Source organism: Luteitalea sp. (genome assembly GCF_022842525.1).
GTDB lineage: Bacteria > Acidobacteriota > Vicinamibacteria > Vicinamibacterales > Vicinamibacteraceae > Luteitalea.
This window is the reverse complement of the sequence record NZ_JALHPM010000168.1, coordinates 1-13,816: the sequence shown is the minus strand read 5'-3', so window position 1 is coordinate 13,816 and position 13,816 is coordinate 1. Positions and strand designations below refer to the sequence as shown.

The following is a 13,816-nucleotide window of genomic DNA, read 5'->3' as shown; positions in this document are numbered from 1 at the left end:
ATCGAACGGTGGCGGCGAGGGCGGCGACAGGGGCGAGGCTGGTGGCGCCGGCCGAGGCGTCGGCACAGGCGGCGGATTCTCCCGACGGAACCCGCGCACGAACGCCAGTGCCGCACCGCCCAGGCCGAGCACGCCGGTCAAGCCCCACACCACCAGGCCGAGCAACGGGATCATGTACGCCATCGTCACCACGGCGAAGCCGATGACGAACGACCGCGTGGACGCGAGTCGACTGGCCGGATCCTCCTGCTCGAACAGCCGGGCGCCGATCCAACGGTTCACGGCGATCTTGCCGACGACCCAGGCCACCAGCAACGCGCCGAACAGCACCGGCAGAGCCGCGATCCCCACCACCGTGACCGCCAGCAGCGTGGCCACCGGCCCGCTCAGCACCAGCACGAGCGCACCGGCCAGGAACGTGCTCAGCGGGCGTTCCGCGATGACGTCGGCCGAGGCCGCGATGGCCTGCGGGAACAGCAGGTTCAGCACCAGCTGCACGAAGAACACCACGCCCACCACGATCCACACCCACCCCAGCTCCGGCACGATGAGGCGGCCAAGCAGGAGTCCTCGCGAGAGGTACGGGATCGCGTCCCGGACCCGCGCGCCCACCACGGGGATGCCGATCACGACCTGCTCGCGTCCGGGCCGGAACGTCGCGGGGGCGTCGAGCACGCCGCCCACCAGCACCAGCTCATGCCCGACGACGGCGCCCGGTTCGATCGTGACGGTGCCGCCCACCACCACCAGCGACCCTTCGACCGTCGCGCCCGACGCAAGGCGGACATCGCCCAGCGTGACGGACAGATCCCCGCAGACCTGCCCTTCGACGACGACGCTGCCGAGCACCACGGCGAAGCTGTCGACGGCCTGCCCCTTGCGAATCACCTGGTCCTGCCCGAGGCGGAAGCCGGAATCACGCCAGAAGCCGTCGCACGACTCGTTCGACCCGAGCGGGGTCACACGTGCCTCGCCGGGCGCCGGCGGTGGCAGTTCGGTCGGCGCTGGTGCCGGTGTCCCGGATGCTGGCACCGACGTCCCGGGCGCTGGCGCCTGGGCCAACGCGACCGGCGCAAGGCCCATGGCCCCTCCGGCACAGATCGCAGACAGCACGGCCAGTTGCAGCAATCGGGTCATGACTGGGACGCCCCTCCAGGGGCCACGCGGCTCAACGCCGCAAGACACATCGCACAGGCGGCACACAACAGCAGGGACAGCACCAGGACGATCCTCGCGATGGGCGCCACCACCGACATCCAGGTCAACTGCAGCAGGCGCACGAGCACGGCGCTGGTCTCGGCCGCGCTCCCCACGTAGCCGGCGCCCGTCTGCACGGACTCGGGCACCACACCGCCGATCAGGGCCATCGCCATCGGCCATCCCCAGGTCACGCCGGTGACGGCAGCCGCGGCGACGAGCACGACCGCCACTTGCACCGGCCAGGACCAGGTGAACCAGGGATGTCCCACCACCGCCGGCGATACGGCGGCGGTCACCCGCCCTCGCAGCGTGCGGGGGGCGCGGATCGCGGGCAACTCGGCCAGCGCCCGATGCACCCGACGTTCGAGGTCGTCCGGATCGAGACTCATGAGAGCCACCGTCTGAGCGCCAGGCGCCCGCGATGCAGGTCGGTCTTCACCTTGCCCACCGACACGCCGAGCACGCGCGCGATCTCGTCGCAACTCTGCTGCTCGAAGTGGAACAGCACGAGCGGGACCCGCTGATGCGGCGGCAACTCGCGCAAGGCCGCTTCGAGGCGCGCGCGCCGCGTCGCCGCGTCCAGCGCCTGTCCCGGATCGGCCGCCGCCGAGGGCGCATCGAACGCCGGGGCGTCCGCATCGCCCATCTCACTGAAGAAGCGCCACCGGGCCCGGTAGCGTTCGAGATGATTCAGGCACAGATGCGTCGTGACCGTCTTCAACCAGCCGGGCACGGTCGCCTGGCCGTCGAGGTCGGCGAACCGCTCGTAGGCCCGCAGGAACACCGTCTGTGCCACGTCCTCGGCCTCGGCCTCGTTGGCCAGCAAGCGGACGGCGACGGCATAGACCATGTCCTGGTACTCCCGCACGAAGGCGTCGAACGCAGCGGCCCCTGGCGGGCCCGACGGGTCGCCACGAGCGGCCATGTCCTTCACATACCCGGACGGGAGAGAAAAGTTTCAGGCCTGCCGTGCACCGGCGGGCACGGCCGAGAGGCCCGGCCCCGTAAGCTGGCCGGTGCGCATGGCGCCCTCGCGAATGGTGAACAGCCCCGGGAACCTCGCGTCCCAGGCGGCGCTGGCCGCGGGGACGAACTGGCGCGCGTTGGCTTCGATGCCCGCGTTGCCCGGCACCCGTGCCGCGATGCCGGCCGAGTGGATGAGGGAGGCGCCCGGGCAGGTCAGGTCCTGCACGCACAGGAACATGCCGTACTTCTGCGCGGCCGCCGCCATGAGCATGGCGCCGCTCTGCCCCTTGCACGCCTTCAGGGCGACGCCCGTGTAGCCCATCTCGCGGGCGAGCAGCAACGTCTCCAGATCGACCAGCCCCTCGTCCACGACGACGGGCAACAGCTTCGAGGCCTCGTGCATGACGTTGGCCCGGTCCGTCGCCAGGTCGCGCGACGTCGGCTGCTCGACGTACTTGATGCGCCGGAAGCCGTCGGGCGTGGCCTGGCGCACCTTGCCGAGCAGGTCGAGCAGGTAACCGACGTCGGGACAGCCCTCGTTGAAGTCGAGCAGGTAGTTCCAGTCGGTCACACGACGGGCGCCCATGGCCTCGCGCGCCACGCGGTCGATGCGCGTGATGCGGTCGAAGTCCTGGGCGGCGTTGCCGCCATTGAGCTTGATCTTGAAGTGCGTCAGCCCGTCACGCGCAATCCACTCGGCCAGGGTGTTGGGCAGGCCATCGTCGAGACGAGTCTTCAGGTCGGCTGGTTCGATGGCATCACTCGCGCCGACCGAGTGGAAGACCGGCGTCGTGGCACGCGGCTGCACGGGCACGTAGCGGTCGAGGTACTCGCCGGCGAACGCCGGGCCGAGATCGCGCGACAGGTCGTGCCGCATGTGCGCGCGGGAGTAGGTGGCGTAGCTGCTCAGCCCGAACGCCTTCCCGTAGGCATCGTGGATCGCCGCGTCGAAGGCGCTGGCGACGACGAGCGTGCACAGCTTCGGGATCGGCGCCGGCAGGGAGCGCGCCCGGCCGAGCGTGGCCGCCGCCTGCAGGTAGGCGGGCTCGAGCACTCGCCACAGGTCGAGGGGATGTCCCTCGTCGTCGCAGTCCGCCGTGACGCCGCGGCAGACCTCGGCGAGGGCCATCATCGCGCCGAGGCCCGCCTCCTGCGACACCTTCGGGAAGGCCCAGGCGTTGCCGAGCGTCATCGACCCGAAGCCCCACGACTCCCGCCCGTCGCCGGTGCGCACGCGGCACTGGACGTTGAGAATGGTCACGCGATCGACCGACCGTCCGCCGAACATGTAAGGCGCACGGTACGTATGCCCCTCGAACGCGTGCGTGATCTCGACGATGCGGATGTCGGTGGGTCGGGCGACGCGGAGGGCCGCCGCGCCGGCCGCGAGCCGGGGGACGGCCAGCGCCAGTGGCGAGAGGCAGAGGCCGCCGATCAGGTGACGACGGGACAGGCGCGGGCGCGTGATGGCGGGCATGGGGGCATTATCCGCGCGAAACGGCGGCCGCGACGACGGCGGCCACCTGGCTGGCGGTGACGCCGGTCACGCGGACGCGCTTCAGGCGCGAGCGGTCGCCCGCGATCAGGCTGACCTGCCGCCGAGGGACGGAGAACGCGGCGGCCAGGACGGCGACCAACTCGGCGTTGGCCGCGCCGTCGACGGGCGCAGCACCGAGTCGCACCAGCACGGCCGCCTCTCGCATCCCCGCCAGGCCCGCGTGCGCAGCGCGAGGGATCACGCGAACGGCCAGCTCCACGCCGCCAGCCACCTCGCGAATCCCTTCACCCTTCACCCTTCACCCTTCACCCTTCACCCTTTGCCCTTCACCCTTTGCCCTTTGCCCTTGTCCCTTCGGCATTCAGCATGCCGCATTCAGCATTCTCATGGCCTCTTCCCCTCCACCCAGGCCGGCTTCTCGGTCGTCGTGGCCAGCCAGCGGACCGGCTCGACCATCGACGCAATGGCATCGCGCATGTGCGAGAGGTTGATGTGCTGGAACTCGTCGGAGACCTGGTGGTACTCGCGGTGCAGCCCGTAGCTCGACACGGTGTGTGCGACCACACCACGGCGGGCGAAGCGGATGTTGTCGGACCGTTCGAAGAAGCGCTGGTCCGGGTGCGGGTCCTGGACGAGGCGGGCGCCGCGCGCCGCCAGTTGCGGTCCCAGCGTGGAACGCTCGTAGCCCGTGAGCCACAGGGTGCCCGCGGGCACCTTCGGATCGGGTCGCCCGATCATCTCCACCTGCAGGTCGGCCACGATGTCGGTGAGAGGCACGACCGGGCGGTCCACGAAGTAGCGCGCCCCGTACCCGCCACTCTCCTCGCTGCCGAACAGCGCGAAGACGACGGGCCGCCGCGGGGTGGGGCCCGCCGCCAGCACGCGCGCCAGTTCGAGCACCGCCACCACACCCGACGCATCGTCGTCGGCGCCGTTGTAGATCGTGTCGGCGACGTCACTCGCGGTGCCGGCCCGCGCGCCGAGGTGGTCGAGGTGCGCCGAGAGAATCACGACTTCCGAGGACGCGGAGGGATCGCTGCCGGGCAGGCGGCCGACGACGTTCCAGGTCCGGATGCGGTCACCCGCGACGAGTGCGGTGTCGAGACGGATGGCCGTGCCGTCGGCCATGGCGCTGATCGCATCATGTGTCGCCGCATCGAGGGTGAGAACGGTAGGGCCCGCGGGAGCCGCAGCGGGTGTGCCCACGAGCTGGCTGGAGATGAACTCTGGGAGCTGCCTGGCCATCTGCGCCCAGTTGCCGGCCTGCGCGGCCGAGGCCCGGCGCAAGACGAGCGCGGCGGCGGCCATCCCCGTCATCGCCGTCGGGGGGGCGTCGGCTGGCAGAAGGACGACCGCGCCGGCGGCGGCGGTGGTGCCGGGGCTGACGCGCTGCAGGACCCCAGCGACCCGCGCGCCCGGCACCTGGCCCACGAGAAAGGCGGTGCCGCGGGTGAAGGTGCGATCCCCCACGGTCAGCACGGGTGGGGTCGCGGCCGTGAACCGCTGCACCTCCACCTGCTGCACGAACCACCCGTCGTCGCCCATCGGATCGAGGCCGAGCGCCGCCAGTTGCGCGCCGATGTAGGTCGCGGCAATCCACTCGTCCCGCGTGCCACTGCCGCGCCCGTTGAGGGCATCACTGGCGAGAAACCGCATGTGCGCGGCCACCCGACGCTCGAGGAGCGGCAGGTCGACCGATGGCGCGGAGACGACCGGGAGCGACGTGGGCGGTACCGATGTCGCCGTGCGCGAGGCGCACCCGCTGGTCGACACCACAGTTCCGAGCAGCAGGGACAGCCCGAGCAGGCGGCAAATCATCGCCGCCGACCTTAGCACGGCCCACCTACCCGGGCACCGGGCACCGGGCACCGGGCACCGTTCCCTCATTCTTCTTCTCTCTGTCCTCGGTCCTCCGTCCCTACCTCCGTCCTCTTTCCTCCGTCCTCCGTCCTCCGTGGGGTATGTTGACCCCATGCGCGCACTGCTCGTCGAGGACGACGCCCGAATCGCCGACTTCGTGGCCAACGGGCTGCGCGAGGCGGGGTTCGTGGTGGATCGCGCCGCCGAGGGCGACACGGGGCTCGACCTGGCCACGCGCGGCCAGCACGATGTCGCGGTGGTCGATCTGATGCTGCCGCACCTGGACGGCCTCGCGCTCATCCAGCAGATGCGCCAGCGCGGCGTGCAGACGCCAGTCCTGATCCTGAGCGCGAAGCACACGGTGGACGACCGGGTGGCCGGCCTGACCGCCGGCGGCGACGACTACCTGACCAAGCCCTTCGCGTTCCCGGAACTGCTGGCGCGCGTGCATGCGCTCATCCGGCGCGCCACCCAGGCGCCGGTGGCCACGCACCTGACGGTCGGCGACCTCACGCTCGATCTCGTCGCGCGGACGGCGACGCGGCAGGGCCGCGTCATCGAGCTGCGCCCACGCGAGTTCACGCTGCTCGAGTACCTGATGCGGCACGCGGGGCGAGTGGTCTCCAAGACCATGATCCTGTCGCACGTGTGGGACTACTCGTTCGATCCGGGGACCAACGTGGTGGACGTGCTGGTGTTCCGTCTGCGCGAGAAGGTCGACCGAGGCTTCGACACGCGGCTCATTCAGACCGTGCGTGGGGTGGGCTATGTTCTCCGCGTGGCGTGAGGCGCTGCGCGACGCGCTCGGCCTGCGCCTCGCGCTGTGGTACGCCGTCATCTTCGTCGCCAGCGCCCTGGCCCTGGTGGCCCTCACCTACGTGCTGCTGTCGGCGTCGCTGCGACGGTACGACCGCGACACCATCGAGACCGGACTGGTGCAGTACGCCCGGGCCTATGTGCGCGGCGGGGTCCAGGCCCTCGCGCGCGAGATTCGCGAGGGCGACCTGGCGGCCTCACCCGGTCCGATCTTCGTGCGCCTGCTCGGGCCCGGCGAGGAACTGGTCTTCTTCAGCATGCCGCAGCAGTGGCGGCGCTTCGATCTCACGGCCCTGAACACCCCGCGCCTCAGCGGTGAGCAGACCTGGGCCGAGCTCGACACGGGGGATGGCGGGGATGTGCTGGAGGTCGCGTCGGTGCGCCTGCCGGACGGCACGCTCCTGCAGGTGGGCAAGAGCACGGATCGCCGGCTCGAACTGCTGCGTCGCTTCCGCCGCGTGCTGATCATCGACCTGGCGCTGGTGGTCGTGATCGCCCTGGCCGGCGGCGCGATCGTCACCTGGTCTGGCCTGCAGCCGGTGCGCGCGCTCGCCGATACCGTCCGCGGCATCGTCCGCACGGGGCGCACCGACGTGCGCGTGCCGCCATCCAACCCGTCCGATGCGCTCGGCGAACTGGGCGGCCTCGTCAACGCGATGCTCGATCGGATCGATCGCGTCGTGGCAGGCATGCGGGGCGCGCTCGACAACGTCGCGCACGATCTGCGCACGCCGCTGACGCGCCTGCGCGGCATCGCCGAGGAGGCCCTGGCGTCCGGGGATCCGGAGCGCCTGCGGGCCGCACTCGCCGAATGTGTCGAGGACGCCGACCGTCTCGACACGATGCTCCACACGCTGATGGACATCTCGGAGGCCGAGACGGGCACCATGGCCCTGCAGCGCGAGTGGGTGCCGCTCGCCGATCTCGTCCGGCAGACGATGGACCTCTACGAGGACGCGGCCGAGGCGCAGGGCGTGACGCTGACGGGCGACCCGGCGTCGCCCGTGGTGGTCTGGGTCGATCGCACGCGCATGCGCCAGGTGCTGGCCAACCTCGTCGACAACGCCGTCAAGTACACGCCGGCCGGCGGCCGGGTCGTGCTGCGCACCGCGACGTCCGGCAGCGAGGCCGTCATCAGTGTCGAAGACACGGGTGTGGGCATCGCGCCCGAGGACCTGCCGCGCATCTGGGAGCGCCTGTACCGCGGCGATCGCAGTCGCACCACACGGGGACTCGGCCTCGGCCTCAGCCTGGTGAAGGCCATCGTCGAAGCCCATGGCGGCCAGGTCGCCGTGGCCTCCACGCCCGGCGCCGGCACGCGCGTCGACGTGCGTCTCCCGCTCGAGCCCGCCAACCTTTCAGCGATGTAATCGGCCTGACAGGCTCCGGTAATGCCGGGATCGTCAGAACCTGCAGAGACAGCGGGAAGGCCGCCCATCACGGGTAGGGCCGGCCATGACGGGTAGGGCCGGCTCTCCGCCTGCACGCCGAAGCCTCGGCGAAGGCGGGAGCCGGCCGTCACGATACGACACGCCGTCACGACACACGGCCACCACGACACACGGAGACACACATGTTCAAGGACGACCACGGAATCGGCCGAAAGGGTGCGGCGGCGGGCGCCGTGCTGCTGACCGGCGTGCTGCTCGGCTACACCGCCGCCCCTGACGCCCGCAGCACCGCGGCGCCAGTCGTCGCGGCACGCGAAGCGGGCGCCATCGCGCGCACGCTCGGCCCGGCCACACACTCGTACGCCAACGTCGTCGAGGCCGTCACGTCGGCGGTCGTGACGGTGAAGTCCGAGCGGCGCGTGCGGCAGGTCAGCCAGCAGATGCCCGACGAGCTGCTGCGCGAGTTCTTCGGCGGCCGGGTGCCGCGGCCGCGCGCGCAGCCGCGCGCCGGCGGTCTCGGCTCGGGCGTCATCGTGCGCGCCGACGGCTACATCCTGACCAACCACCATGTCATCGACGGGGCGGAGCAGGTCACCGTCGAGCTGACCGACGGGCGCAGCTTCAAGGCCGAGGTCGTCGGGTCGGATGCGCCGAGTGATCTCGCGGTGCTGAAAATCCCTGACGCGGCGAACCTGCAGACGCTGGCGCTCGGCAACTCCGATGCGGTGGCCGTGGGCGACGTGGTGCTTGCCGTCGGCAACCCGCTCGGCGTCGGCCAGACGGTGACGATGGGCATTGTCAGTGCGAAGGGTCGCGCCACCGGCGGCACCAGTTTCGAGGACTTCATCCAGACCGATGCGCCGATCAACCAGGGCAACTCGGGTGGTGCGCTGGTGAACACCGATGGCGAGCTGATCGGCATCAACTCGCAGATCCTGTCACCCTCCGGCGGCAACATCGGCATCGGCTTCTCGATTCCGGCCAACATGGCGCGCAACGTCATGACGCAGCTGATCGATCAGGGCACGGTGCGGCGCGGCATGATCGGCGTGACGATCCAGCCGGTGACGTCCGACATCGCGCGCAGCCTCGGTCTGGATGCGGTACGCGGCGCGCTCGTCAACCAGGTGCAGCCCGACAGCCCGGCCTCGCGCGCCGGCCTGAAGCGGGGCGACGTCATCGCGAAGATCGACGGCGTCGAGGTGCGTGACGGCAACGAACTGCGCAACCGCGTGGCGCAGGTGGCGCCCGGGACCAAGGTCGCCCTCGACGTCGTGCGCGGCGGCGGGACGCAGGCCCTCACCGTGACCGTCGGTGAGCTGAAGCAGGCGGGCGCGGAGGCGGGCGCGGCAGACGACGGCGACGCGACGCCGGACCCGACGGGCTACGGCATGGGTGTGCGGGCGCTGACGCCCGAGCAGGCCCGCGCACTCGACCTGCCGGCCGGGCGTGGGGTGCTGGTGGCCTCGGTCTCCCCCGACGGCAAGGCCGCGGCTGCGGGTCTGCGCGAGGGTGACGTCATCGAGGAGGTCGACGGCGCGCCCGTGACGAGCGTGGACGCGCTGCGCACGCTGCTGAAGAAGGGCGAACGCCCGGCGCTGTTGCTCGTCCACCGCGAGACCGCGACGGTGTTCGTGACGCTCGACCGGACCACGTAGTCCGCGGGAGGCGCCGGCACGACGGGGGCACACCTGCCCGCTCGTGCTGGCGCGCCGCCGCCGGTCAGTGCCTCCGGCCGCGCGCGTCGGGGTCGGGAGTGGACTCGGCCTCGAGGATCTCCCACGCCGGGAACGGGTCGTCGCCCGCCCACGCGGCGGGGCCGAGGTTCGCTTCGTCCGCCGTCAGCAGGCAGGCATCGAGTGCGACCCGCACGGCGGCCTCGTCCATCTGGATGCCGATGAAGACGAGCTCCTGACGCCGGTCGCCGGTGCCATCCTGCCAGTCGCGCATGATCTCGGTCACGGCCTCGGGCGATGACGGCCACTCGTCGGGGTCGGTGTCGGCCCACCACAGGCCCGCCGCTTCGTAGGCGCAGGCGCCGCCGGCCTGGGACCATTCGGCAGCCACGCGCGGGTGCGAGGCCAGCCAGAAGAAGCCCTTCGATCGCAGCACCCCCGGCCAGTCGCCATGCAGGGCCCGCCAGAGTCGTCCGGGATGGAATGGCCGACGCGCCCGGTAGACGAAACTCGAGATGCCGTACTCGTCGGTCTCGGGCATCTCGTCGCCACGCAACACCGTCAGCCATCCCGGTGCGCGTCGAGCCCGCTCGAGGTCGAAGCGCCCGGTGTTCAGCACGTCGCCCAGCGGGACCTCGCCGCGAGAGGCCCGTACGAGATGGGCCGACGGATTGAGGTGCCGCAGCACCCGCTCGAGCTCGTCGAGCTGCGCCGGCGTCGCGCGGTCGATCTTGTTGATCACGATGACGTCGGCGAACTCCACCTGATCGACCAGCAGGTCCACCACCGTCCGCTCGTCGTCGTCGCCAATCGCGAGCCCGCGCGACAGCAGATCGTCGGTCTGCGCCCACTCGGCGAGGAAGGCCCCGGCGTCGACGACCGTGACCATCGTGTCGAGGCGCGCCAGCGATGCGAGGCTCTGCCCTTCCTCGTCTTCGAAGGTGAACGTCTCGGCGACGGGCATGGGCTCGGCGATGCCGGTGGACTCGATCAGGAGATAGTCGAAGCGTCTCTGGCGTGCCAGCGCGGCCACCTCGATCAGCAGGTCTTCACGCAGCGTGCAGCAGATGCAGCCGTTGCTGAGTTCCACGATGCGTTCGTCGACCCGACTGAGCCCGGCGGTGCCCTCACGCACGAGGGCCGCGTCGATGTTGACCTCGCTCATGTCGTTGACGATCACCGCGACGCGGCGCCCCTCGCGATTGGCGAGCACGTGGTTGAGCAACGTCGTCTTGCCCGCGCCGAGGAAGCCGGAGAGGACCGTGACGGGCAGGCGGGAGTCGGCAGGCAGGGTCATGGGCGGAGCATCGCGGCCGTCGACGCGTCACGCCGACCGCCATTCCACGAGCGGTCGCCGGGGCACGGTGAAGGGGCCGCCGACGCACACGAGCGCGCGCTACCTTTCCGCGGCGACCAGTTTCTCGAAGGTGGCTTTGGACGCCGCGGCGGCGCGGCGCAGGCCGTCCCGATCGACCCAGGCGCGGACGCCCTCGGTCGTGGCGCGTGCGCGCCTGCCGTGGAAGTCGAACGACTGCGAATGGGCACCGAGCGGAATGTCCACCGGCAGTGAGGCCAGCAGGGCGAACGACCGGCGATAGTCCGCCTCGATGCCCGGGTACGACGGGTTCTTCACGAGGCGCGTGCCCGGGTTGACGGACGTGCTGCCGGCGAACACGACACGATACGCCTGGCCACCGTCTTCCACCGTCGTCGCCCAGGTCGTCGTCCCGGGCGTGTGCCCAGGAGTGGCGTGCGCGGTCGCCGACACGCCGCCGAGCGTGACCACGTGCCCATCGGCAATCACCTCGTCGGGCGTCACCGCCGGGAAGTGGAAGCTCGCGTCGGGGCCGAACAGGTAGTCGGTCTTGCCGCCCGAGGCGAGCAACCCGTCGTCGCCGCGCATCACGAGCACGCGCCCCCCCGTGACCTGCTTCAGGTGCGCCAGCGTGCCGACATGATCGAAGTGCGCCTGGGTGGTCAGCAGGATCTTCACGTCGCGTGGCCTGAAGCCGGCCGCCTCGATCGCACGGACGATGTCCGGGCCGGCCACGGGCACCGCGCCGTCGATCAGGATGTGGCCCGCGGGCGTCGTGATCAGGTACACCCCCAGACCGTAGGTGCCGACGTGATGGATCGGCCCGACGATGTGCGTGGGCGGTGTGGGACGTTTCCAGCCGTCCGGGTCGTCCTGCCCGGACACGCCGAGCGCCCCGCCACACACCGCCAGGACGGCCAGCACCGCCCGCACCACGCCACCACGCGTCGTCATCCCGACATTGTACGAAGTCAGAAGCGGCGGGTCAGTCCGAAGATGAACTGATTGGCGCCGAAGTCCCGCCGCGGGTCGTTGGAATCGCGGCTCTCGCGCTGGAACCCGAGCCGCAGTTCCGTCAGCGGCGTGACGTCGTGTCGCCAGACGATGGCCGGTGTCCAGCGATTGTCGCGACGCAGCACGTCCTCGTCGTCGATCTCCACCGTGCGCTCCGCGTAGCGCACCTGCCGGTAGCGCACGTCGAGCTCGAGGCGTCCCCACTTGCCCAGCGGCCAGAGGTATTCGGCGCCATAGCTGATGCGGTTCCACTGATAGCGGCTGCCCTGCGCGTCGTTTCGCTCGATGCGTGCTTCAACCGTGAGTTCGTGATCGTCACTGTCCTTCCGGGTGAACTCGGCCCCGATGTAGCGGTTGCGGGCATTGCGCTCCACATCGTCGTAGCGTCGCTCGCGCCACGCGCCGACCACGCGCACCCGGTGGCGCTTGTCGAGGCGCAGGTTCAGGCGCGGGATGACGTTGAACTGGTTGGACATCTCGCGTTCCTCGGTGGTGCCTTTCAGGGAGATCTCGCCGATGAGATCGCCCTTGAGGCGCCCCACCAGATCCTGACTGGCCTGGGCACGCATGTAGTGGCTGATCCGATCCCAGCGATCCGTGCCGCTGTAGCGGTGGATGCCGGTCTCGTACTGCACCGTCACCGAGGGATCTCGTGGATCGTCGACGTAGCGCAGCCCACCGCCGAGCACGACACCGAACGCCTGGAGGTTGGCGTCGTTCTGGTCGATGTTGCTGTCGTAGGCATTGCCGTAGCGCACGAGGCCGGACCAGCTGCGTCCGAGCGGGCCGGCCGGCCTCGACGCCGCGGGCGTGACGGGCAGCGTTCTCGGCGCGGGTCGTGGGCTGGGCCCGGGCGCGGGGCGGGGCGTCTGCACCGGCGCTTTCGCGGGTGGCGTTCTCGGCGCCACCGGCTGGGCCCCTGGCCCCTCGGAGGTGCGCGAGGCCTGGCCGGCCACCATGACCGGGACCAGCGACACGAGAGCAGCGGTCAACAGCACGCGGGCAACGGGGCTCGAGATCATCACGGGGTCTCCACGACGGACGGACGAACGGCAAGAGTGAGGGGCGGAGCCACGTCGAGACGCCGCTCGCACAGGTCGATCAGGGCCTCAGTCGTGTGCCCGCGGCCTGGCAGGTCGACGCTCAGCGCCGCGAGACGCACGAGGGCGACGACGGTCCACGCCTCGACCGCGGCGGCGGTGACCTCTGGCGCGTCAGACAGGTAGGCGTGCACGAACGCATCGATGGCCGGGCGCAGGCTCGCGTCGTCGCCGCGGCGACGCAGGCCGAGTTCGACGAGATGCGCGACGAGATTGCCGACATCGAGCGCCGCATCGCCATGTGCGGCCAGATCGAAGTCGATCAGGTGGAGTCTGGTCCCGTTCCACAGCAGGTGGTCGGGGTGGAAGTCCCGGTGCACCAGCGCCGGACGGGGCGACGGGAGCCGGCCCAGCCTCGTGGCGCAGGCGGCGGCCAGTCGCGCCACGCGCGTGGTGAGGGCCGGACGGGCCGCGGCCAGTCGCGCCAGTCGCGGGTGCAGGGCCGAGAGTTCGGCCTCGACGTCGTGCGACCGGTGGACCACGATGTCGCTGGTGTGCAGCAGGCGCAGCGCCGCAGCCGCTCGACGCATCACCGGCTCGGCGTCGCTGCCCCACGCCCACTCGGTCGCCGACAGGCCGGGGACCCGCGCCTGCAGCCAGCACGACAACCCCGGAACGACACCGAAGGGCTGTGGCACCGACGCGCCGTGCGCGCTGTCTGGCGCGAACACGCCGTCCCAGAGCTGGCGCATCAGCGACGCGGTGCGCTCATCCGCCCCACGAGCCCGCACCTTGGCGATGACGGTGACGATGTGATCGGGACGCGGCGGCACGCCCGCGACGGCGTACTCGATCAGGCCGCGTCGACCGGGCTTGTGCCGCAGCAGGCGGATCTCGCACACGCGGACATGGCGCCAGCCCTGGCCAGGCAGACCGGCCAGCGCCTGCTCGACGTGCCTGGGCTGCGCGGCCAGCGCCAGCGCCGGCATCGCCGGGTCGCTGGGCATCCGCACCGCTGCGGCCGGGCGACGCTCGCGCCA

General features: G+C 71.2%; 13 protein-coding genes. 3 read left to right on the top strand and 10 right to left on the bottom strand.

Features of this window, described 5'->3' with window-relative positions:
* The 6 genes from Q0C41_RS24435 to Q0C41_RS24410 all read right to left on the bottom strand — a co-directional run.
* A partial coding sequence (locus Q0C41_RS24435) for a hypothetical protein (protein ID WP_291988315.1) occupies nt 1–1,137 on the bottom strand: 1,137 nt, incomplete at its 3' end.
* Entirely contained in the window at nt 1,134–1,589 is a 456-nt protein-coding gene (locus tag Q0C41_RS24430; RefSeq protein WP_291988313.1) for a hypothetical protein, read from the bottom strand. The genes Q0C41_RS24435 and Q0C41_RS24430, both read right to left, overlap by 4 nt.
* Nucleotides 1,586–2,125 (bottom strand): sigma-70 family RNA polymerase sigma factor, encoded by a 540-nt coding sequence (locus tag Q0C41_RS24425; RefSeq protein ID WP_291988311.1) that lies wholly within the window; start codon nt 2,123–2,125, stop codon nt 1,586–1,588. Before Q0C41_RS24425 ends, Q0C41_RS24430 begins: the two co-directional genes overlap by 4 nt.
* A gap of 33 nt (nt 2,126–2,158) precedes the next feature.
* Nucleotides 2,159–3,643, bottom strand: coding sequence for an enolase C-terminal domain-like protein (locus Q0C41_RS24420; protein WP_291988309.1), 1,485 nt, complete (start codon nt 3,641–3,643; stop codon nt 2,159–2,161).
* A gap of 7 nt (nt 3,644–3,650) precedes the next feature.
* Entirely contained in the window at nt 3,651–3,923 is a 273-nt protein-coding gene (locus Q0C41_RS24415) for a DUF167 domain-containing protein (protein WP_291988317.1), read from the bottom strand.
* A 125-nt stretch (nt 3,924–4,048) separates the two neighbouring features.
* Entirely contained in the window at nt 4,049–5,482 is a 1,434-nt protein-coding gene (locus tag Q0C41_RS24410; RefSeq protein ID WP_291988306.1) for a M20/M25/M40 family metallo-hydrolase, read from the bottom strand.
* A 154-nt stretch (nt 5,483–5,636) separates the two neighbouring features.
* Between Q0C41_RS24410 and Q0C41_RS24405 the strand changes: the two genes are divergently transcribed.
* The 3 genes from Q0C41_RS24405 to Q0C41_RS24395 all read left to right on the top strand — a co-directional run bounded on the left by Q0C41_RS24405 (nt 5,637) and on the right by Q0C41_RS24395 (nt 9,389).
* The gene (locus Q0C41_RS24405; protein ID WP_291988305.1) at nt 5,637–6,311 is read left to right on the top strand and encodes a response regulator transcription factor; all 675 of its coding nucleotides are present in this window, start codon (nt 5,637–5,639) and stop codon (nt 6,309–6,311) included.
* A complete protein-coding gene (locus Q0C41_RS24400) occupies nt 6,292–7,710 on the top strand; it encodes a HAMP domain-containing sensor histidine kinase (RefSeq protein ID WP_291988303.1) in 1,419 nt (472 codons plus the stop codon). The genes Q0C41_RS24405 and Q0C41_RS24400 overlap by 20 nt, the downstream gene beginning before the upstream one ends.
* Before the next feature lie 203 nt (nt 7,711–7,913).
* The gene (locus tag Q0C41_RS24395; protein WP_291988301.1) at nt 7,914–9,389 is read left to right on the top strand and encodes a DegQ family serine endoprotease; all 1,476 of its coding nucleotides are present in this window, start codon (nt 7,914–7,916) and stop codon (nt 9,387–9,389) included.
* A 64-nt stretch (nt 9,390–9,453) separates the two neighbouring features.
* Here Q0C41_RS24395 and zigA read toward each other — a convergent pair whose 3' ends face one another.
* The 4 genes from zigA to Q0C41_RS24375 form a co-directional block, all read right to left on the bottom strand.
* Nucleotides 9,454–10,704, bottom strand: coding sequence for a zinc metallochaperone GTPase ZigA (gene zigA / locus Q0C41_RS24390; RefSeq protein ID WP_291988299.1), 1,251 nt, complete (start codon nt 10,702–10,704; stop codon nt 9,454–9,456).
* A gap of 99 nt (nt 10,705–10,803) precedes the next feature.
* Nucleotides 10,804–11,676: a subclass B3 metallo-beta-lactamase gene (gene bla, locus Q0C41_RS24385; protein WP_291988297.1), complete on the bottom strand. Its 873-nt coding sequence runs from the start codon at nt 11,674–11,676 to the stop codon at nt 10,804–10,806.
* A gap of 17 nt (nt 11,677–11,693) precedes the next feature.
* Nucleotides 11,694–12,758, bottom strand: coding sequence for a hypothetical protein (locus Q0C41_RS24380; protein WP_291988295.1), 1,065 nt, complete (start codon nt 12,756–12,758; stop codon nt 11,694–11,696).
* On the bottom strand, nt 12,758–13,816 hold a 1,059-nt coding region (locus Q0C41_RS24375), incomplete at its 5' end, for a phosphotransferase (RefSeq protein WP_291988293.1). The genes Q0C41_RS24380 and Q0C41_RS24375, both read right to left, overlap by 1 nt.